Source organism: Methylophaga thalassica MP (assembly GCF_000214595.1).
GTDB lineage: Bacteria > Pseudomonadota > Gammaproteobacteria > Nitrosococcales > Methylophagaceae > Methylophaga > Methylophaga thalassica.
The window spans coordinates 592268-612267 of sequence record NZ_AFIG01000003.1 but is presented as its reverse complement, the minus strand read 5'-3'; the positions used below and the strand labels follow the sequence as shown (position 1 = coordinate 612267).

Sequence of the window (20000 nt, the reverse complement as noted above, 5' to 3'; positions counted from 1 at the left end):
CTAGAGGTATATAAAATGAAGCTGAAAACTTTATCAATCGCAATGATGTCATTGACTGCGCCTGGCTTGGCTGTAGCTGATGAATTGCTTGAAATGCAAAAAAATCCGAATAACTGGGTAATGCCAGCAGGTAACTATTCAAATACACGTTACTCAACATTAACTGAAATTAACAAAGATAATGTCAAAGATTTAAACATGGCATGGTCTTTCTCAACCGGTGTTTTACGTGGTCACGAAGGTAACGCTTTGGTTATCGACGGTACTATGTACGTTCACACACCATTTCCAAACATCGTATTCGCATTGGACTTAAATAATGATGGTGCGATCAAATGGAAATATGAACCCAAACAAAACTACGATGAAACAGTGCCTGTTATGTGCTGTGACACGGTTAACCGTGGTTTAAGCTATGGCGATGGAAAAATCTTCCTGAATCAAGCGGATACAACATTAGTTGCTCTGAATGCCGCTGACGGTAGCGTAGTTTGGTCTGACAAACGTGATGATGCAAAACGTGGTGCGACCAGCACTGCAGCGGCTCACGTATTTAAAGATAAAGTTCTGGTAGGTATTTCAGGTGGTGAGTTTGGTGTACGTGGTTATATCAAAGCCTATAGCCTGGATGGTAAAGAACAGTACACGGCATACAGCACGGGTCCTGATGACGAAATGTTAGTTGATCCTAACAAAACCATGTCTATGCTGAAACCAGTTGGCAAAGATTCATCTTTGAAAACCTGGCAAGGTGACCAATGGAAAATTGGTGGTGGTACAACATGGGGTTGGTATTCATACGATCCAGATCTGAACATGTTCTACTACGGTAACGGTAACCCATCTACCTGGAACCCGGTTCAACGTCCTGGTGATAACAAATGGACCATGTCTTTATGGGGTCGTGACTTAGACACCGGTATGGCGAAATGGGTTTACCAAATGACACCACATGATGAGTGGGACTATGATGGTGTGAATGAAGTCATTCTCGCTGAACAAAAAGTGAATGGTAAAATGCATAAAACCGCTGTCCACTTTGATCGTAACGGTTTTGGTTACACCATGGACCGCGTCACTGGTGAACTGTTAGTGGCTGAAAAATATGATCCAGCGGTTAACTGGTCAAACGGTGTGAACCTGAAAACCGGTTTACATGATCGTGTAGCGAAATACTCTACTGCACGTAACGGTGAAGACGTTAACACAACAGGTATTTGTCCTGCGGCTTTAGGTTCTAAAGACCAACAGCCAGCGGCATTCTCGCCTCGTACAGGTCTGTACTATGTGCCAACCAACCACGTTTGTATGGACTATGAACCATTTGAAGTGGAATACGTAGCGGGTCAACCATACGTTGGTGCAACATTAAGCATGTATCCCGCACCAGGTGGTACACACTTAGGTAACTTCATCGCTTGGGATGCCCGTGAAGGTAAGATCGTATGGTCAAACCCAGAACGTTTCTCAGTCTGGTCTGGTGCCTTAGCAACAGCGACTGATGTCGTGTTCTACGGTACATTAGAAGGTTACCTGAAAGCCGTTGATGCGCAAACAGGTCGTGAACTGTGGCGCTTCAAAACAGCATCAGGTGTAATCGGTAACGTCAACACCTACAAACATGACGGTAAACAGTATATTTCTGTACTGTCAGGTGTGGGTGGTTGGGCTGGTATCGGTATGGCGATTCCAAGCTTAGAAAACGAAACAGATGGTCTGGGCGCAGTCGGTGCATATAAATCACTGTCTAGCTGGACTAACCTGGGTGGTATTCTGAGCGTATTCAGCCTGTAAGACCCAGATGATATAGATTACTCCGTAATCTTAGTCTGAATAAAAGGCCCGGTATCTTTTGATGTCGGGTCTTTTTTTTGAGCAAAAAAAAACCAGGCACAGGGCCTGGTTAAATGAAATATAGGTAATGCAATAATGTGGTAAACCACAAAAAGATTAAAGAAGCTGAAATTCTCTAACTTGGTGAATAGTCTATCTTCCATGGTTAATCATGTCGTGAGCATAAATGCATTTAAATTTAGGTGTTTTTTGCCTGACCAGGCTAAGAAGATCTTCCCGCACATTTAGTCATTTTCATCAAATTTTAAAACTACTGCTTTAGCTAAAACTAAGCAGATAGAGCCTCTACAGCTTTTCGGTGAATCAGGAAAATCCTGAATGGCAAGGCGGGGAATCCTGACGAAACATCTCAATCTGCTGTGTACTATCTAATCGTCATTCAAATAGGTTGGATGACATTAAATAAAACAATTTTAGAGAGGATATAGTTATGTGGACTAAACCTGAATACTCAGATATGCGTTTTGGTTTTGAAGTAACCATGTACATCTGCAACCGTTAATCACGGTTTTGATGTATGCCCGGGGCTTTCTGCTCCGGGCAACGTTATACCAGATAAAATTTGTTAAAGTCTTATCTGGTCTAATGCAAGTTTCTAAGGATAATTATGTTTGTACATGTTTTAGGTTCTGGAGCCGGTGGTGGCTTTCCTCAGTGGAATTGTAATTGCACTAACTGCAAAGGTGTAAGAGAGGGCACAATCAAGGCCAATCCTCGCACACAATCATCCATTGCTATCAGTGCAAACGGAACAGACTGGATTCTGTTTAATGCTTCACCTGATATCAAAAAACAGCTGGATGATTTTCCCGCTTTACAACCTGCCAGACAAGTCAGAGATACCGCTATCTCGGCGATAGTGATCACAGATGCACAGATCGACCATGTCACCGGTATGCTAACCCTTAGAGAACATAATAAGCCATGGGATGTATACACAACCAAGGCTGTTTATGAGGATCTGACCACAGGATTCCCAGTATTTAATATCCTTGGTCATTTCCGCGGCATCAACCATCATGAAATTGCAACGGATGAATCAAGCTTCACCATTCCTACAGCAGAAGGACTCGTGTTTACTGCCGTGCCTTTGAAGAGTGAAGCACCTCCTTATTCACCGCATCGTCATAATACGGTCCCTGGCGATAATATCGGTATGCGTATAGAAGATACGCGTACCGGCAAAAACTTATTCTATGCACCAGGATTAGGTGTAGCAGAACCGCATGTTATGGAATATATGGCAAATGCCGACATGGTTCTCGTTGACGGTACCGTTTGGACCGATGATGAGATGTCACATGAAGGCATTAGTAATAAACGTGCGCAGGAAATGGGCCATCTTGATCAGTCGAGTAAAGGCGGGATCATGGAGATCCTCAGTGGTATGGATAAACCACGTAAATTCCTGATTCATATTAATAATACTAATCCAATACTCAACGAGGAATCACCCCAGCGAAAAACGCTGGAAGCGGCTGGAATTGAAGTGTCGTATGACGGCATGGATATCGAGCTTTAACAGTCTAAGATGATTCTAGAGGAACAAAACATGTCAGAAAAACCAGCACCATGGACACGCGAAGAGTTTGAACAAAAATTACGCGAAAAAGAGTCGCTGTATCATATCAACCATCCTTTTCATAAATTGATGCACGCAGGCAAGCTAGATCAAAAACAAGTTCAAGGTTGGGTCGCTAATCGTTTTTATTATCAAACGGCGATTCCAATAAAAGATGCAGCCATTATGGCAAATTGTGAAGATGCTTCAGTACGTAAACACTGGGTGCAACGCATTCTTGATCATGATGGTTATGATGGAGAAGAAGGTGGCATTGAAGCCTGGTTGCAGCTGGGTGAAGCTGTTGGTTTAACAAGAGACGAACTGGAATCACATCAACATGTATTACCAGGTGTCCGCTTTGCGGTAGATGCGTATGTCAATTTCGCGCGTCGGGCTAACTGGCAGGAAGCTGCAGGCTCTTCGTTAACAGAGTTATTTGCACCAAAGATCCATCAGGCGAGGCTAGATAACTGGCCTGATTTGTATCCCTGGATCGACGAACGTGGATATCGTTATTTCCGTAAACGTTTAAGTGAAGCGCGTCGTGACGTAGATCACGGCCTACAAATTACGCTTGATTACTGTGACACACGTGAGAAGCAACAACGTGCTGTCGACTTATTACAATTCAAGCTTGATATTTTATGGACCATGTTAGATGCGATGTGGATGGCGTATATTGAAGGACGTCCTCCTTACTTTATGGAAGTTGAAAAATGACCGATCGCATCTTTAATGCTGACTCGACTCCTGTGCTGGCCCTGGGTTACCGTTTCCAATGGGAGCCAGCTCAGGATTGTTATGTACTGCTTTATCCGGAAGGTATGGTGAAATTAAACCCTGCTGCGGGTGAAATCCTGAAACGGGTAAGTGAAAAAAAACAAACTGTCGGCGAGCTTATCGTCGAACTTAAAGAAGCCTTTAATGGCGCTGACTTAGACGATGATGTCTATCAGTTTTTGGAGGAAGCTCATGACAACGACTGGATCAGACCAGAATAAAGCGCCTGGCAGTACCGGTGGTGCTGTAGGAATGAATGTCCGTGATAGCATTCGTCAGCCTCTATGGTTATTGGCAGAGCTTACTTATGCCTGTCCTTTACAATGCCCGTACTGCTCAAATCCTATGGATTTTGCTAGCGTCAAAAAAGAGCTGACAACTGAAGAGTGGATTAATGTTTTTCGTCAAGCACGTGAAATGGGAGCTACTCAGCTGGGGTTATCGGGTGGTGAGCCTCTAACTCGTCCCGATCTGATTGAACTTATCCGCGAAGCCAGAAATTTAGGGTTTTACACCAACCTGATTACCTCAGGTGTGGGATTAAATGCAGATAAAGCAAAAGAGTTTAAAGAGGCTGGTCTGGATCATATCCAGGTCAGTTTCCAGGCGAGTTCAGAAGATTTAAATAACCTGATTGCTGGTACCGATGCTTTTCAGCATAAGATTGAGATGGCAAAAGCGGTCAAAGCCGCCGGTTATCCTATGGTGTTGTGTTTTGTTACACATCGTCAGAATATCGATAAGATCGATGAAATTTTGGATCTGGCTATCAACCTCGATGCTGATTATGTTGAGCTTGCAACTACTCAATATTACGGCTGGGCAATGCATAATCGTGATCAACTATTACCGATGAAAGAGCAATTAGTCCGTGCTGAAGCGATTGCTCATGAATATCAGCAAAAGCAAAAAGGTAATATGAAGATCTACTACGTGGTGCCTGATTATTACGAAGATAGACCCAAAGCCTGCATGAATGGTTGGGGTAATGTATTTTTGACCGTGACACCAGATGGTACTGCTTTGCCATGTCATGCAGCTCGTGAATTGCCTGGCATGGAATTACCCAATGTTAAAGAATTAAGTGTGAAGGAAATCTGGGAAGGGTCGAATGACTTTAATCGTTTCCGTGGCTTTGACTGGATGAAAGAGCCTTGCCGTAGTTGTGATGAAAAAGAAAAAGATTTTGGTGGGTGCCGCTGTCAGGCTTATATGCTGACAGGCGATCCTGCGATGGCCGATCCAGTTTGTACTAAATCACCGGATCATCACCTTATTTTGGAAGCCATTGAGAAAGGTCGGCAGGAAGCTGAGAAACCAGCTGATATTGCCAAACCACTTGTGTTTAGAAACCCGAAAAATTCAAAAGAAATTTGTGGCTTATAAAAATCAATATGCGATTTTAACCAAGGGCCTGACCAAGCAATATGGTCAGGCCCTTGCTGTTAATGGGCTGGATCTTAGTATCGAGCCTGGACAGTTTTATGGTTTGCTTGGTCCAAATGGTGCCGGTAAAAGTACCACTATTCATATGTTGACGACGATGACTTCAGCGTCATCGGGCGAAGCTTGGATAGCTGGTCGTGAAGTCAAACGTTATCCAGTGCAAACACGTGCTTTAGTTGGCTTGGTTTTCCAGGATTCAGCCCTTGATCGGATGATGACGGTGGATGAAAACTTACAGTTTGCTGCCGCCTTGTATAACTTGAATAAACAGCAAGCAGAACAGCGTATTGCTGAGCTACTGTCAGTGTTTGGCTTAGAAAAGAAACGCCATCAAAAATTAGTCGCCTTATCAGGTGGTCAACGACGCGCTGTGGATATTGCCCGTGGGGTTTTACATAAACCACAAGTGTTATTTTTAGATGAACCTACCATTGGTCTAGACTTGCCTAATCGTCGGTCAATATGGCGATTTATTGAACAGCTAAGAAAAGATGAAGGCATGACGGTATTCCTGACCACACATTATCTGGAAGAAGCGGAAGCCTGCGATCACGTTGATTTTATTCAAAAAGGGCAATTACAAAAAGGTGGTGCGCCTAAAAAGCTGATTAAAAATTTAGCGGCCTATATGTTAGAAATTGATTGTGCTGATACTGAAGTGGTGAGTCAGCAGATGCGTCCGCAATTTGGCGAGCCTTTATGGGAAGATCAGCATCTGACATATCGTATTCAAGATAAAGAAACCGATTTTTATCAGTTACAAAAAACGCTGGGTAATGCCGTTAATGCGATGCAGTGGCGTAAACCTAATCTTAATGATGTGTATCTCTGGACGGTATGTCCACCTGATTATGGGGTAGTGACATGACACATATGCTTGCTGTTAAGGCGGTGGTGGTAAGAGAGCTGACGAAAGTCTTCCGTCAACGCGCAAGACTTCTCAGTGCCATGGTCAGACCTATGATTTGGTTATTAGTCATAGGTTCTGGCGTTGGTAGTATGTTGCAGGGAGAGCAACAAGCCGGCTACCTTAGTTTTCTGGTGCCTGGTATTGTGGCGATGACCTTATTATTTGCTGCTTTATTGTCAGCATTAACTTTGGTTTATGACAAAGAGTTTGGTGTGATGCGTATGATGTTGATCGCTCCTATTCCTCATTATCTAATAGTTATCGCTAAATTAATTGCGGCAGCCATTACCGCTATGGTCCAGGCTATTCTACTATTAGTGATTTTGACCGTGATTGGTTTGATCGAAGTGAAAGTCGCATTATGGTTATTATTACCGGCTTTAGCGACGGCGGTATGCTGTGCGGCAATAGGCGGTTTGATCGCTGCCTGGTCTAAAACCTTGGATAATTTTGCGGTGATTATGAACTTTTTCATCTTCCCGGTGTTTTTCTTGAGCGGTGCGCTATATCCAGTCAATCAATTACCCGAGATGCTGAAATATGTCGTATTAATCAATCCCTTTAGTTATGGCGTTGATTTGATGAAACATGTTGTGCCGACGGCGAATAGTGATTTTTCTATCATGACGGATATTTCAGTGTTGGTAGTTTTTTCAGTGCTTGCGATAAGCATTGCTTGTTGGCGTTTTTCTCGTGAGTCAGTTCATGAACCTTTATTTCATCGGGCTACTGGTAAGAAATAGGCAGTCTTGAGTGCGCCATAATCCGTGGCTTACAGGTCTAAGCTTATTGAGCTCTGACAGTGAAAGGCTGAATTAGCATATGTTAATATTCCCCTGTTTTCTCTACAGTTGCACCTATATAATAAAGCACTTATCCTTAGTCTCCTAACTGCCATAGCTCAATAATAGGGGCAACATGTGTCTTTGCTAAATCATGCTCATACCAATATGGTCATTCAACAGGTGCGTCCAAGCGATGTTCTGAATGACACTGTTTTAGCCGTGATGACGGATATCGCCAGAGCAGACTTTGTCGATGAAGATTCAGTGAGCATGGCGTATGCCGATACGATGCTAGCCATAGCTCATGGGCAAACCATGTTAACGCCCATCCAGGAAGGTCGCTTTTTACAGGCACTTGATTTAACACCAGAAACAAATGTGCTGGAAATCGGAACCGGCTCAGGCTATTTCACCGCGTTATTGGCTAAACTCTCGAATCACGTTATTTCCGTTGAATATTATGCTGATTTATCTGAGTTAGCAGCTAAACGCTTAGCTGAAGCAGATATCAGAAATGTCACGTTAACGGTGGGGGATGCCAGTCAGGGATGGCCGTTGGTTGAACGAATTGACACGATCGTTATCACTGCTGCCTGTGCCCAGGTTCCTGATGACTATTTACAAAGTCTGAAAGTGGGTGGCAAATTATTGATAGTAACAGGTACAGCACCTGCGATGTCGGTTCAACTAATCACAAGAGTGAGTGAAAGAGAATGGCAGCCACAATTTTTATTTGAGACCGTTATTCCGTATATGATTCATGGTGAACCAAGCCAACAATTTGAATTCTAAACCAGAGTAGAAAACATGAAAGAAATGACCGCCACTGAATTTAGCACTTTATTACTAAGTGAAGCTCCACCAGTCATGATTGATGTTCGGGAAAGTCATGAACTGATTCATGGCATGATTGAAGGGGCAATACATATTCCTATGAACGAAATTCCCGCTCGTTTGGAAGAGCTAGGTCCTTACCAAAATAAAACGGTTGCGATTATTTGTCGTAGCGGTAAACGAAGTGCCCAAGTCGGCCAGTTTCTTGAGCATGTTGGCTTTAATGATGTGATTAACCTTGAGGGTGGTATGAATAGCTGGGCTATTGATGTCGATACCACGATGTCGACATATTAGTACTGAATATCATCATCTGAATGACTCCTAAGGAAGGAAAATGAAAAAAATTGCGTTAGGCGCATTGATTGCTTCGGCATTATTTTCCAGCTCAATTTGGGCTGAAGATTTATTAGATGTATACAAATTATCTCTTAACAGCGATCCACAGCTTTTAGCTGAAGCCGCATCTCGTCAGGCGGTCGGTGAACTAGATGATCAGGCGATAGCGAATTTTCTGCCGCAGATTGGGCTATCAGCAAATGAGACAAAAACCTGGCTGGATTCATCATCACGTAATTTTACCGGTAACACGGACTACACCAGTCATGGCTACACATTGAGTCTGACCCAGTCTGTGTATAAACGGGAAAACTTTGTACAGAAAACCCAAGCTGAAATTGCCATGAAAGGGGCTGATGCCAGCTATAGCGTCGCTGAACAATCCCTGACATTACGAGTTGCAGAGCGTTATTTTGGTGTATTAGGAGCACAGGATGATCTGACCTTTGCTCTGGCAGAACGAGAGGCTATTGCCAAGCAGCTAGAGCAAATGCAACAACGGTTTGACGTTGGTATGGCGACAATTACTGATATTACTGAGTCACAAGCAGCTTATGATTTGGCTAATGCTAGAGTGATACAGGCTCAAAATGACCTTGCTAATGCGCAGGAACAATTGCGTGAAACGGCTGGCAAGTACATTGATGATCTGGTCGGGCTTTATGGTGAGTCACCGCTGGTAAAACCCGAACCGGACAGCATCGATGCCTGGAGTGAAACCGCTATTTCTCAGAACCCGTCTTTGTTACTGGCGAATATCAATGTTGAAGCCGCAAAACAGACAATTGAATTACAACGCAGCGGCCACTATCCATCTTTAGGTATCGTAGCTCAGAAGAATTACAACTCTGACAGCGACGGTATATATGGTCGAAGTAATGCGACCAATGAAAGTGTGGGGCTGGAGTTCAATCTGCCAATCTATTCAGGTGGCGCTGTATCATCCAGAACACGCGAAGCGGGACATCGTCTAGACGAAACCATGCAGGTTGAAGAACAACAACGTCGTGCCGTTACTCGACAAACACGTGAGTCATATAACGGCGTGATGTCAGGCATCAGCCGTGTTAAAGCACTTAAACAAGCGGTGGTTTCAAATCAAAAAGCATTAGAGTCGACAGAAGCAGGTTACGATGTAGGAACACGGACAACGGTTGATGTGCTGAATGCGCGCCGTAATCTGTTTAGTGCAAAGCGTGACTACGCACGTTCTCGTTATGATTACATTCTGGATACATTGCGCTTGAAACAAGCCGCCGGTATTTTGAGTGTGAATGATTTGGTTGATATTAATAACTGGCTGGGTAAAGGCACTTCTTAAGTGAGTCAGGCTTTATCCATAGCGAATGCTGAAAAGGGTGTGCTGATAGTGGTCGATATACAAGATCGACTTCTGTCAGCCATGCCGCAACAGCAGCAAGAGATGATCCAAACATCGGTGCAGACCTTACTCGCTGCAGCCGATGTTCTTGCTTTACCAGTCTTAGTCACAGAGCAATATCCGAAAGGCTTGGGTCATACAGTGGCTGCCTTAAAGGACATCTTACCGGCTAATACGCCCATTTTTGAGAAAACACAGTTTTCCGCCTGGCAGGTTGATGATATTGCTGCTGTGCTCAAGCAATCGGAATATCAGCAAGTATTTCTATGCGGGATGGAAACACATATCTGTATATTACAGACGGCCTTAGATCTGCTTAAGCAAGGGTTTGAAGTGTTTGTGATAGAAGAAGCGGTATGCTCACGTGATAACAAGCACTATCAGAGTGCTTTAAACAGACTTCGCGATGCCGGAGCAGTGATTACCAATATCGAGTCATTGTTATTTGAATGCCTTGCTGATGCCCGCCACCCAAAGTTTAAAACCATCTCAAAACTGATTATTTAGTTTTTCTTTTTTGAGCTAAACGTAGCTGCCTGCGTTGCTGGCAACGTTCTAGGGTTTGTAATTTTGCCGTGTCATCCATTGCAGACCAGCCAGTGATTTCATCAAGCCGGCGATAGCAGCCTAAACAGACATCTTTTTCATCCAGACAACATTTTCGCAGACAAGGGCTGGGAATGACTTGTTGAGATGAGTTAGATTGTCTGGTCATAGCTTGTCTCTCATGAGTACATGAATTAATTAATTGATCGTTCTACAAGCATCATGGTTGAGTTAATTTTAGCCATGATAACGCTGACGTTTATTGGCTACCCCTGCTTTTGCCGGTTTATTCAAGCTGGGTAAATTTTCGTAGTCTGGAATACCTTTCACACCCGCTCGAGCGTAATCAAGCTTTAGATGATCTTTGACTGTCTGTTGATCAATGGCTAAATCTTCAGTCAATACAACAAACAGCAGTTCAAATAATCGTTTGAGTGCGATTTTCCAGGTACTACCGCTAATGTCAAAAAGTCGATCAGAGAGCAGCATGAAACGAGCAAATGCATCATCGCCCAGAATAAGTGGCAGCGTATTAATAAAGCGGCCGGAATTGCCAATCATATCCCAGAATCGTGCAAAGCGATTTACCCGTTGCATCGTCATAAAATCGACGCTGCTGGTCGATAAAATATTATACGGCGCTTGTGGATTATAGTTTAAAGCGAAGTTTTCATTATGACGATTAAGTGGCGCACCACGCAGCCGTTTCAGAATGCCTAGCTGAATTTCATGTGGGTTCAGAGCGACCAATTGATTAAAACTCTCAGCAAAATTATCCAGCGAGTCAGAGGGCAGACCAAAAATCAGATCGGTGTGTAAGTGAGCACCGGTATGTTGCCTCAACCAGCGAATATTCTCTCGGGTTTTATCATTGTTTTGTTTACGGCTGATAAGAGTTTGAATATCGCTGTCAAAAGTCTGAATACCAATTTCAAATTGCAGACTATTGGGTGGGAAACGTTTCAGCGCCTCTTTCAATTTATCAGGCAGATTATCAGGCACAACCTCAAAGTGCAGATATAAGTCATCCGTCATTCGTTCAAGGAAAAATTCCAGAATACGAATACTGGTGGAGACTTTCAGGTTGAAAGTGCGATCTATAAATTTAAAGTTCCGAACACCGCGTTGCCACAATGCGTCCATTTCAGCCAGGAATGATTCCAGCGGGAAGGCGGTAGCTGTTTTATCTAATGCCGATAAACAGAATTCGCACTTAAACGGGCAACCACGAGACGCTTCGACATAAATCAGCCGGTTACGAATATCTTCTTCATTGTAGAGGTGGTAGGGCAGTTGTAATTCAGCTAAATCAGTAGCGATACCATCAATATATTTTGTTTCAGGCCGTGCCTTGTCTAAAATTTGGCTGCACAGCTCACGAAAGCTTTTTTCACCCGGACCACTGATCACAAAATCAGCTAATGCACAGATATCCGGTACATCCGGGTAATGGCCGACTTCAGGCCCACCAAGCACGATAACGGTGTCGGGTGAGATTTGTTTAATGACGGTGACAATGTCGCTGATTTCACGAATATTCCAGATATAGACACTAAATCCGATAATTTTAGGTTGATACTGCAATAGCTGTTCGGCGATATTCAGTGTCTGTTCCTGAATGGTGAACTCGAGCATTTTAGTTTTGAACGCCAGTTCTTCCATATTGGCGAGAAGATAACGCAGCCCAAATGCTGAATGCATATAACGCGCATTGAGGGTGGTAAGCAGAATGTCGACTTGCTGAGCCATATTAGTTCGCTTGGTAACCAAGTTCAGCCGCTAATTGGCTGGCGTAGTGAGTGAGATCAGCCAGGACTTTTTGTTTTTGTTCAGGCAAGTCTTGTTGTTTCGCTTCAGCAAGCGCTGAATAAAACCGTGAGAAGTTAAGAATAGCGTCTGGTGTCTCATCTGCCAGTCGTTGTTGACGGTATTGCAACCATTGATCTTGTTCATCTTCAGTTAAGGACCCAGGCCAGTTACGGGCACGATAACGGAATAACATCTCGGCCAGACGCGAGTCTTCAAAAGGGATTGACAGTGTTTTTAACATATCCGGCTCAGCTGAACGAATCAGCTCCATTTTGCGTTTGTCATTGTCACTGAAAAAACCACCGCTGTAGAGACTGGCATCAGGATCAGCCACCGGATCAAAAGGCTTAGGTGTAAAAATCTGTGACAGCTTTTCGCTTAAATCACCTGCCGCATTCAACATGTCCAGGTGACGTTGATGCTGGGCACGATCAATATCTAAGCGTTTTGCTGCATCGTCGTTTAATGTCGCTGCCGGCACAACCACCGGGCATTTATTGATATGAATGGTTTTGAGGGCCGGTCGTTGAATACCTTCAGCCAGATCCGCTGAGGGGGTAAATAAACGTTGCTGTAATGTCTCTGCATCAAGCTCAATCAGATCGATAGGATCATAACGACAGTCGTAGACAATAACCCCATTAGGATTAGTCGGATCTTTCGCTAAGGGCACAACCAGTGCAGTGCCACAATATTCACTCGGATACATTCTCGATACATGAATGACCGGGGTTCTGTCATGGATGTTGAGCAGCGGCGCAATATGGTTTTTGCGACGATTCTGATAAACGTAATCAAACAATTTGGGTTGGGCATTTTTGATGAGCTTGGCAATTTCTATCGTTGCATAAACGTCGACTAAGGCATCATGAGCACCGATTTGTTCGATATTGTTTGCGGCTGTTAAATGTTCCAGGCGGAAACTGGGTTTGCCATCATCATGATCCGGCCAGTTGATGCCTTTTGGTCGTAAAGCCCGGGTGAGTCTGACCATATCGATAATGTCCCAACGGGAATTACCGTTTTGCCATTCACGGGCATAGGCATCATAAAAATTACGGAACAAACTAAAGCGTGTGAACTCATCATCAAAGCGCAAGCTGTTATAACCAACGCCACATGTGCCGGGTTCTGCGAGTTCGGCATGAATACGTGCAATGAACTCGGCTTCTGTTAAACCTTCCTGCTGAGCTTTTTGTGGGGTAATACCGGTGATTAAAGCGGCTTGAGGATGGGGCAAAAAGTCATTGGCGGGTTTGCAATAAATCATCAGCGGCTCGCCGATGATATTAAGATCTTCGTCTGTACGAATACCGGCAAATTGCAAAGGTCTGTCATAACGGGGATCCGTGCCAGAAGTTTCATAGTCATGCCAGTAAAGCGTATTCATAGTTAATTCAATATCTTAGATTTGTATAGATGGGATGTATACCATCTTAACGTACAAAGCCATACATCTGCTGAGCATGTATGGCTTTGTACCGGTAATGGGGATTTATAAAGCAGTGAAAGCGGCTTTTGCTGCTGATAAGGTATGCTCGATTTCTTGTTCGCCATGGGCAGCAGAGACAAAACCGGCTTCAAATGCTGAGGGCGCCAGATACACGCCATTATTTAACATTAGGTGGAAGAAGTGTTTGAAGCGCTCCTGATCACAAGCCACTACTTGCTCGTAGTAGTTCACTTGGCTGTCTTCGGTAAAGAATAAACCAAACATACCGCCAACCTGGTTCGTTGTCATTGGAATACCCGCTTTATCAGCCAGTTCCTGTAAACCTGAGACTAATGTTTCGGTGGTTTTTGTTAATGCATCGTGAAATCCAGACGCCTGAATCAGTTTTAAGGTTGTCAGTCCCGCGGCCATGGCGATAGGGTTACCTGATAAAGTGCCCGCCTGGTAAACGGGGCCAAGCGGTGCGATATGCTCCATCACTTCACGTTTGCCACCAAATGCACCTACTGGCAGACCACCACCAATGATCTTGCCAAAGGTCGTTAAGTCCGGGGTGATATTGTAATGCGCTTGCGCCCCACCCAGTGCAACACGGAATCCGGTCATCACTTCATCAAAAATCAGTACTGCACCATATTCATCGCAGATTTCTCTAAGCCCTTGCAGAAATCCGGGAACAGGTGGAATACAGTTCATATTACCGGCAACAGGTTCAATAATTATGCAGGCAATCTGATCACCGGCTTCTTTGAAACAGGCTTTGACGGACTCTAAGTCGTTATAACGTAATGTCAGTGTGTGTTCTGCTAATGAGGCTGGCACACCTGCAGAAGAGGGCACACCTAGGGTTAAAGCCCCTGAGCCTGCTTTCACTAATAATGAATCGGCATGGCCGTGATAACAACCTTCAAATTTGACGATTTTGTCACGACCGGTGTAACCACGTGCTAAACGAATGGCGCTCATCGTGGCTTCAGTCCCAGAACTCACCATACGAACTAACTCCATTGATGGAACAAGTTCACAGACTAAGTCGGCCATGGTTGTTTCAATTTCTGTCGGTGCACCAAAACCTAAACCATGATTAACCGCCTCTTTGACAGCATCAATCACTTCCTGGTGTGCATGACCGACAATCATCGGCCCCCAGGAACCAATATAGTCCACATATTTTTTCCCTGTCGCATCTGTCAGCCATGCGCCTTTTCCTTCGCGGAAAAATACGGGATCCCCACCCACACCTTTAAATGCGCGGACGGGCGAGTTGACGCCACCTGGAATATGTTTTTGGGCCTGTTGGAACAAGTCGTGATTATTTTGCATGCTGTTTCCTAATCGTCTCCGTTGTAACTGTGCGATAATTCTAAACTTATCTCATCTATTGTACTGATGATCATGAGTTTAAAACTACGATTACTAATAATAGTCAGCATTATTTTGCTGATTAACTTCGCTGCTGCCGGTTATTTTATGGTGCAAAACGCCAGATTAGCGCTTGCCCAGGAAATGGCCTCCAGTACGCAGCTGGCTAAAGGTTTGCTGGTAAATGCGCTCCCGACATTACGTTTTTCTAATGATCTGAGTGAGCGATTGACGCTGATTGTCGATAGTGTCAGACATACCCGTCATATTCGTGCCTGGTTTGAAGATATGCATGGCGAACCGTTGATTGGACAGGAAGATCAAACCGGCTTTTTTAATAAACCCGATGCACCGGACTGGTTTATTCGAATGATGGAGCCTGAAGCCGTCGCTTTCCGACGATTAATTACCAAAGGCAGTAAATCTTATGGTTATCTGGTGGTAGAGGCTGATCCCAGTGATGAAGTCACCGAAGTCTGGCAGGATATCCAAACCTTATTTTGGCTGGGTGTGTTCTTCTTATTACTGATTTTGAGTTTAATTTATCTGGCTTTACGTCAAGGTTTAAGGCCGTTATCACAACTGTCAGATGCGCTGGGGCATCTTGAACAAGGCGACTTTACAGCACGAGTGGATACTTCTGCTGTAAAAGAGTTGAATCCCATTCAGATCCGCTTTAATCATATGGCCAGCGTGTTAGAAAAAACCATGGCAGAAAATCATGCACTTGCCGGTAATATGCTCAGCTTACAGGAATCTCAACAGCGCGATTTGGCAAGAGAACTTCATGATGAGTTAGCGCCATGTTTATTCGGGATTCGCGTTGATTTAGGTGAAATTGAGCGAATTGCTGGCGAAAATCATCTGATCGAGATCGAAGAAAAAGTAGGCTCTGTAAAAACGATTACTAATCATATTCAATCTTTAGTCAGGAAAATGTTAAGCCGACTGCGTCCGATGACGCTGGATGATTTAGGTTTAACAGAAGCATTAAGAGATATGTTGCACAACTGGCGTGAGCGTCAGCCGGAAATTGACTGGGAGTGGGACTTTGTCGGTGAATTTGAATCACTGCCTGATACGCTACAGGTAACGATTTACCGTCTGGTTCAGGAATGTACGACCAACTGTGTACGCCATGCCCATGCCAGTCATGTCAAAGTTGAAGTACGCCGGGAAACAGAGACCATCAAAGTGGCTGTAACGGATGATGGTAAGGGGCTGGATGCTAATCTGGTCAAAGGTTTTGGTTTAATTGGTATGCGAGAAAGGGTGTCAGCACTCGGTGGTCGTATAGCGTTTGATACGGAAGAAGGACGTGGTTTACAGGTCCGGGTGTTGATTCCATTAAAGGGTGAAGCAAAAAATGAAACAGGCATTAACAATTTTGGTAGTGGACGATCATCCGATAGTCAGAGCAGGTTGCCGTCAACTGATTCAACAAATTCCCTCGGCTACAGTTCTCGAAGCTGAAACTGGCGAAGAGGGTTATCGTCTCTTTCAGGAGTCGCAGCCAGATATGGTGTTGCTTGACATTACGCTGCCAGGTGTCGGTGGTCTGGAAGTATTAAGACGGATCAGAGCAAACCGTGAAGATGCCAAAGTGTTGATGTTTAGTATGCATGAAGATCCGGTGTTTGCATCACGTGCTATGCAGTCAGGCGCCAGAGGTTATATCACTAAAAACAACGCGGCGGATCACTTGGTCGAAGCGGTGAATAAAGTGCTTGATGGTAAAATTTACTTAAGCCCGGACATGGCTCAACAATTGGCCATGCTGAATATTGATGCAGGCACCAGTGCTCTGAGTGACTTATCACGCCGTGAGTTAGAGATTTTACGACTCTTGGGCGAAGGCAAGAGCATGACTGAGATTTCTGAAGTATTAGGAATCAGTTATAAAACGGTGGCTAACAATTTGACCCAGATAAAAAGTAAGCTGGATATCAGCAAAACAGCCGAACTGATGCGCTTTGCAATCAGCCATGGTATTTCATCGTAAATAATTGATATTGAAGGAAAGAGGAATAGGAATAAATTCCCGAGTTATTAGGATAAGTCGCTCATTTGAAAATCAGGAGTGATTTGTATTATGTATCTCAAGTTTATAGAAATTTCAGCTTCTATAGTCTTATATTTCTCTCTCCTTCTATGAAGGTTTCGCCAGATACAATTTGTATCTGGCTTTTTTTTGTCTAAATTCTACGCTAAACCGTTTCCCACTTTCCATTCTCTTGTTAAGATGACTCCTTTCGTTTACTGCCGTGATGACGGCAAATATGGGATTTGAAATCTATGCACCTCAAGCAAACCATCAAACGTGGTTGGCAGTTGAGTATTTTTCTTGCGTTGCCTTTTTTAGCCAATGCAGGCGCCTTGGATGAGGCGATTGATACTCAGGTCAATACCGATATTGCCGCTCAGAAGTCTCAAGAGAAAATTGACAGTTTATCCGATGAAACCACTGATATGCTGGCGGAGTACCGTGATGTTCTAAGACAAACGCAAAGTCTCAAATCCTATAATGACCAACTCCAGTCACTGGTCAATTCTCAACAAGAAGAAATGGCCTCCATCGCTGAGCAATTAAATAATATCGAAACAACACAGCACGACATTGTGCCGCTCATGCTGAAAATGATCGATGTCCTGCAACAGTTTGTGTCATTGGACGTGCCTTTTCTGAAACAGGAACGTCAAACGCGTTTAGAGGCGTTAACTACGATGATGGGCCGCGCTGATGTGTCATTAGCAGAAAAGTATCGTCGTATTATGGAAGCCTATCAGGTCGAAACTGAATATGGTCGAACCATCGAAGCCTATCAGGCTGATTTGGAAGACGGCGAAACGAAAAAAACAGTCGACTTCTTAAGAATTGGTCGTGTCAGCCTGTATTACCTCACACTGGATGGAAAAGAAGCGGGTATGTGGGATAACGATAAGAAGCAGTGGGTCATATTGTCTGATGATTATATTCAGCCCATAACCGATGGCTTGAAAGTAGCGAAAAAACAATTACCACCGGATCTGATGGTGTTACCAGTTAATACTGTAGGAGAGAAACAATGAAACAACTGATTTCTCTTCTTTGTTTACTGACGCTGAGTTTGCCTGTATTCGCTGCGGATAAACCGGCGAATCTTGATGAGTTATTGCAGCAGGTCAAACGTGAACGTGTGCTTGAGCAACAACAAAATCAGGTACGTGAAGCTGAGTTTGCGAAAGCGCATGATCAACAAGCCAGTCTTTTGGCCCAAGCCAAGCAAGAATTAGCGGACCAGGAAAAGCGTACCCAGCAACTGAACACCATTTTTAATGAACAAGAGCAGCGTCTAGCCGAGCAACAAAGTCTGTTGGATGACAAATCAGGTTCATTAGGTGAGTTATTCGGTACCGTCAGACAAGTCGCCAATGATAGCCGTGCTGTGCTGGAAAGCTCGATGACCAATGTTCAGCATCCTGAACGTGTCGATTTCCTTAATCAATTAAGCGACAGCAAACAGCAACCCACCATCGAAGAACTTCGTCAGTTATGGTTGACCCTGCAAGAAGAAATGACCGCTTCAGGAAAAGTGGAAAAATTCACTACCCCCGTAATCACCACTACCGGGGATGTTGAGGACAAACAGGTTACCCGAATTGGTGTGTTTACCGCGTTTACTGATGGCTTGTTCCTGCGTTATTTGCCAGAAACAGGCAATTTAGTTGAGCTGGCAAGGCAACCTGTGGATCGATTCAGAAAGCTGGTCGCTGAGTTTGAAGATGCCCAGCCAGGTGAGTTACTACCAACGGTGATTGATCCGACCCGGGGTGCGATTATGGCACTGTTAGTGCAAACACCGACCCTAAAAGAACGTATAGAGCAAGGTGGCTGGATTGGTTATATCATCCTGGTGCTAGGTGCGATTGGTTTGATTATCGCTCTTATTCAGTTCTTATCTTTGACCAAAGATGGCCATGGTATTGCCAAGCAGCAAAAACAAAAAGAAGTCAGTCAGAAAAATCCGCTGGGACGCATTTTGTCTGTATACAACGATCGCTTAGCACATGATGTCGAAACCCTGTCATTAAAACTGGATGAGGCCATTCTCAGAGAAATGCCAAAACTGGAACGCGGTTTAATCACGCTAGCTATTCTGGCAGCGGTTGCGCCAATGCTGGGCTTACTAGGCACGGTTTCAGGCATGATCGAGACATTCCAGTCGATTACCTTGTTTGGTACCGGTGATCCGAAATTAATGTCTGGTGGCATATCCCAGGCACTGGTCACCACAGAACTGGGTCTGGCTGTCGCCATTCCTTTGTTATTGATTCACAGTGGTTTATCGAGCAAATCAAACCGTCTAGTGCAAATTCTTGATGAAGAAAGTGCTGCTATCGTTGCTCGTAATGCGGAAAAACAACATGACCAGTCTGTCTGACGGACTCTTTCAGATTGAATTGCTGATGGAAAGCGGCGGCAGTGTGCTGTGGCTGATCCTGTTTGCTTCGGTGTTAATGTGGAGTTTGATTATTGAACGTTATTTGTTTGTGGTGTTTGAGCATCCTAAACAGGTCAAACGTTTGATTAATGAGTGGCAGCAACGTAAAGACAGAAATAGCTGGTTTGCCCATCAAATACGTCAAGGCATGATTACAGAGAGTCGTATTTCCTTACAACGTTATTTGATGACGATTCGTACACTTACTATGGCGCTTCCTATGTTGGGTTTGCTGGGCACGGTGAGCGGAATGATTCAGACATTTGATGTGATGACTGTATTTGGTACCGGTAATGCCCGCGGTATGGCGGGTGGTATTTCTGTTGCGTTGATTACCACGATGGGCGGTCTGTTAACTGCATTATCAGGTTTGTATTTCAGCACTCAGTTAACCCAACGTGCAGAACGTGAAGTCGATAAAGTGGCTGATGCCTTGCGTAGAGAGTAAAGGATAAA

The 20000-nt window shown here is 44.2% G+C and carries 21 protein-coding genes; 17 read left to right on the top strand and 4 right to left on the bottom strand.

All coding sequences use genetic code 11. The annotated features are described in order from the left end of the window. Positions 1-15 precede the first annotated feature (15 nt). The 12 genes from MAMP_RS14530 to MAMP_RS14475 all read left to right on the top strand — a co-directional run bounded on the left by MAMP_RS14530 (position 16) and on the right by MAMP_RS14475 (position 10400). The gene (locus tag MAMP_RS14530) at positions 16-1794 is read left to right on the top strand and encodes a methanol/ethanol family PQQ-dependent dehydrogenase (protein WP_007146852.1); all 1779 of its coding nucleotides are present in this window, start codon (positions 16-18) and stop codon (positions 1792-1794) included. Positions 1795-2284: 490 nt separating this feature from the next. Then, complete coding sequence (gene pqqA, locus MAMP_RS16575) at positions 2285-2356, top strand: pyrroloquinoline quinone precursor peptide PqqA (RefSeq protein WP_081443609.1); 72 nt, start codon at positions 2285-2287, stop codon at positions 2354-2356. Positions 2357-2461: 105 nt separating this feature from the next. Next, positions 2462-3376 (top strand): pyrroloquinoline quinone biosynthesis protein PqqB, encoded by a 915-nt coding sequence (pqqB, locus tag MAMP_RS14520; protein WP_007146850.1) that lies wholly within the window; start codon positions 2462-2464, stop codon positions 3374-3376. 30 nt (positions 3377-3406) lie between these two features. Then, on the top strand, positions 3407-4138 hold the full coding sequence (gene pqqC / locus MAMP_RS14515; RefSeq protein WP_007146849.1) for a pyrroloquinoline-quinone synthase PqqC: 732 nt from the start codon (positions 3407-3409) through the stop codon (positions 4136-4138). Beyond that, positions 4135-4419 (top strand): pyrroloquinoline quinone biosynthesis peptide chaperone PqqD, encoded by a 285-nt coding sequence (gene pqqD, locus MAMP_RS14510; protein WP_007146848.1) that lies wholly within the window; start codon positions 4135-4137, stop codon positions 4417-4419. The genes pqqC and pqqD overlap by 4 nt, the downstream gene beginning before the upstream one ends. Beyond that, positions 4391-5584, top strand: a complete 1194-nt coding sequence (gene pqqE / locus MAMP_RS14505; protein WP_007146847.1) for a pyrroloquinoline quinone biosynthesis protein PqqE — start codon at positions 4391-4393, stop codon at positions 5582-5584. Before pqqD ends, pqqE begins: the two co-directional genes overlap by 29 nt. After that, on the top strand, positions 5574-6512 hold the full coding sequence (locus MAMP_RS14500) for an ABC transporter ATP-binding protein (protein WP_007146846.1): 939 nt from the start codon (positions 5574-5576) through the stop codon (positions 6510-6512). The genes pqqE and MAMP_RS14500 overlap by 11 nt, the downstream gene beginning before the upstream one ends. Next, positions 6509-7297 (top strand): ABC transporter permease, encoded by a 789-nt coding sequence (locus MAMP_RS14495; protein WP_007146845.1) that lies wholly within the window; start codon positions 6509-6511, stop codon positions 7295-7297. The genes MAMP_RS14500 and MAMP_RS14495 overlap by 4 nt, the downstream gene beginning before the upstream one ends. A 177-nt stretch (positions 7298-7474) precedes the next feature. Further along, positions 7475-8131 carry a protein-L-isoaspartate O-methyltransferase family protein gene (locus MAMP_RS14490; protein WP_237701236.1) on the top strand — a complete coding sequence of 219 codons (657 nt, stop codon included), beginning with the start codon at positions 7475-7477 and terminating at the stop codon, positions 8129-8131. A 15-nt stretch (positions 8132-8146) separates the two neighbouring features. Then, positions 8147-8470 carry a rhodanese-like domain-containing protein gene (locus MAMP_RS14485; protein ID WP_007146843.1) on the top strand — a complete coding sequence of 108 codons (324 nt, stop codon included), beginning with the start codon at positions 8147-8149 and terminating at the stop codon, positions 8468-8470. Positions 8471-8510: 40 nt separating this feature from the next. After that, positions 8511-9833 carry a TolC family outer membrane protein gene (locus tag MAMP_RS14480; RefSeq protein WP_007146842.1) on the top strand — a complete coding sequence of 441 codons (1323 nt, stop codon included), beginning with the start codon at positions 8511-8513 and terminating at the stop codon, positions 9831-9833. Beyond that, positions 9834-10400 (top strand): isochorismatase family protein, encoded by a 567-nt coding sequence (locus MAMP_RS14475; RefSeq protein ID WP_007146841.1) that lies wholly within the window; start codon positions 9834-9836, stop codon positions 10398-10400. Here the strand turns inward: MAMP_RS14475 and MAMP_RS14470 are convergent. The 4 genes from MAMP_RS14470 to hemL all read right to left on the bottom strand — a co-directional run bounded on the left by MAMP_RS14470 (position 10393) and on the right by hemL (position 15024). Continuing rightward, a complete protein-coding gene (locus MAMP_RS14470; protein ID WP_007146840.1) occupies positions 10393-10608 on the bottom strand; it encodes a DUF1289 domain-containing protein in 216 nt (71 codons plus the stop codon). The genes MAMP_RS14475 and MAMP_RS14470 overlap by 8 nt on opposite strands. 68 nt (positions 10609-10676) lie before the next feature. Beyond that, positions 10677-12188: a B12-binding domain-containing radical SAM protein gene (locus MAMP_RS14465; RefSeq protein WP_007146839.1), complete on the bottom strand. Its 1512-nt coding sequence runs from the start codon at positions 12186-12188 to the stop codon at positions 10677-10679. A gap of 1 nt (position 12189) precedes the next feature. Next, complete coding sequence (sbcB, locus tag MAMP_RS14460; protein ID WP_007146838.1) at positions 12190-13638, bottom strand: exodeoxyribonuclease I; 1449 nt, start codon at positions 13636-13638, stop codon at positions 12190-12192. Between the two features lie 105 nt (positions 13639-13743). Continuing rightward, on the bottom strand, positions 13744-15024 hold the full coding sequence (hemL, locus tag MAMP_RS14455; protein ID WP_007146837.1) for a glutamate-1-semialdehyde 2,1-aminomutase: 1281 nt from the start codon (positions 15022-15024) through the stop codon (positions 13744-13746). Positions 15025-15096: 72 nt separating this feature from the next. Between hemL and MAMP_RS14450 the strand changes: the two genes are divergently transcribed. From MAMP_RS14450 to MAMP_RS14430, 5 genes are all read left to right on the top strand, one after another. Beyond that, a complete protein-coding gene (locus MAMP_RS14450; RefSeq protein ID WP_237701235.1) occupies positions 15097-16536 on the top strand; it encodes a LapD/MoxY N-terminal periplasmic domain-containing protein in 1440 nt (479 codons plus the stop codon). Beyond that, complete coding sequence (locus MAMP_RS14445; protein ID WP_040576633.1) at positions 16430-17065, top strand: response regulator; 636 nt, start codon at positions 16430-16432, stop codon at positions 17063-17065. The genes MAMP_RS14450 and MAMP_RS14445 overlap by 107 nt, the downstream gene beginning before the upstream one ends. A gap of 293 nt (positions 17066-17358) precedes the next feature. Beyond that, on the top strand, positions 17359-18132 hold the full coding sequence (locus MAMP_RS14440; RefSeq protein WP_007146834.1) for a DUF3450 domain-containing protein: 774 nt from the start codon (positions 17359-17361) through the stop codon (positions 18130-18132). Next, positions 18129-19484 carry a MotA/TolQ/ExbB proton channel family protein gene (locus tag MAMP_RS14435; RefSeq protein ID WP_007146833.1) on the top strand — a complete coding sequence of 452 codons (1356 nt, stop codon included), beginning with the start codon at positions 18129-18131 and terminating at the stop codon, positions 19482-19484. Before MAMP_RS14440 ends, MAMP_RS14435 begins: the two co-directional genes overlap by 4 nt. Beyond that, the gene (locus tag MAMP_RS14430; protein WP_007146832.1) at positions 19468-19992 is read left to right on the top strand and encodes a MotA/TolQ/ExbB proton channel family protein; all 525 of its coding nucleotides are present in this window, start codon (positions 19468-19470) and stop codon (positions 19990-19992) included. Before MAMP_RS14435 ends, MAMP_RS14430 begins: the two co-directional genes overlap by 17 nt. Positions 19993-20000: the final 8 nt, after the last annotated feature.

Bases quoted from the DNA above. Each gene is read 5' to 3' on its own strand.
- MAMP_RS14480 (WP_007146842.1), top strand. From the start codon at position 8,511: ATGAAAAAAATTGCGTTAGGCGCATTGATTGCTTCGGCATTATTTTCC.
- MAMP_RS14450 (WP_237701235.1), top strand. From the start codon at position 15,097: ATGAGTTTAAAACTACGATTACTAATAATAGTCAGCATTATTTTGCTG.
- MAMP_RS14485 (WP_007146843.1), top strand. From the start codon at position 8,147: ATGAAAGAAATGACCGCCACTGAATTTAGCACTTTATTACTAAGTGAA.
- pqqD (WP_007146848.1), top strand. From the start codon at position 4,135: ATGACCGATCGCATCTTTAATGCTGACTCGACTCCTGTGCTGGCCCTG.
- sbcB (WP_007146838.1), bottom strand. From the start codon at position 13,638: ATGAATACGCTTTACTGGCATGACTATGAAACTTCTGGCACGGATCCC.
- pqqB (WP_007146850.1), top strand. From the start codon at position 2,462: ATGTTTGTACATGTTTTAGGTTCTGGAGCCGGTGGTGGCTTTCCTCAG.
- MAMP_RS14495 (WP_007146845.1), top strand. From the start codon at position 6,509: ATGACACATATGCTTGCTGTTAAGGCGGTGGTGGTAAGAGAGCTGACG.
- MAMP_RS14445 (WP_040576633.1), top strand. From the start codon at position 16,430: ATGAAACAGGCATTAACAATTTTGGTAGTGGACGATCATCCGATAGTC.
- MAMP_RS14435 (WP_007146833.1), top strand. From the start codon at position 18,129: ATGAAACAACTGATTTCTCTTCTTTGTTTACTGACGCTGAGTTTGCCT.
- MAMP_RS14465 (WP_007146839.1), bottom strand. From the start codon at position 12,188: ATGGCTCAGCAAGTCGACATTCTGCTTACCACCCTCAATGCGCGTTAT.
- MAMP_RS14440 (WP_007146834.1), top strand. From the start codon at position 17,359: ATGCACCTCAAGCAAACCATCAAACGTGGTTGGCAGTTGAGTATTTTT.
- hemL (WP_007146837.1), bottom strand. From the start codon at position 15,024: ATGCAAAATAATCACGACTTGTTCCAACAGGCCCAAAAACATATTCCA.
- pqqE (WP_007146847.1), top strand. From the start codon at position 4,391: ATGACAACGACTGGATCAGACCAGAATAAAGCGCCTGGCAGTACCGGT.
- MAMP_RS14430 (WP_007146832.1), top strand. From the start codon at position 19,468: ATGACCAGTCTGTCTGACGGACTCTTTCAGATTGAATTGCTGATGGAA.
- MAMP_RS14470 (WP_007146840.1), bottom strand. From the start codon at position 10,608: ATGACCAGACAATCTAACTCATCTCAACAAGTCATTCCCAGCCCTTGT.
- MAMP_RS14530 (WP_007146852.1), top strand. From the start codon at position 16: ATGAAGCTGAAAACTTTATCAATCGCAATGATGTCATTGACTGCGCCT.
- pqqC (WP_007146849.1), top strand. From the start codon at position 3,407: ATGTCAGAAAAACCAGCACCATGGACACGCGAAGAGTTTGAACAAAAA.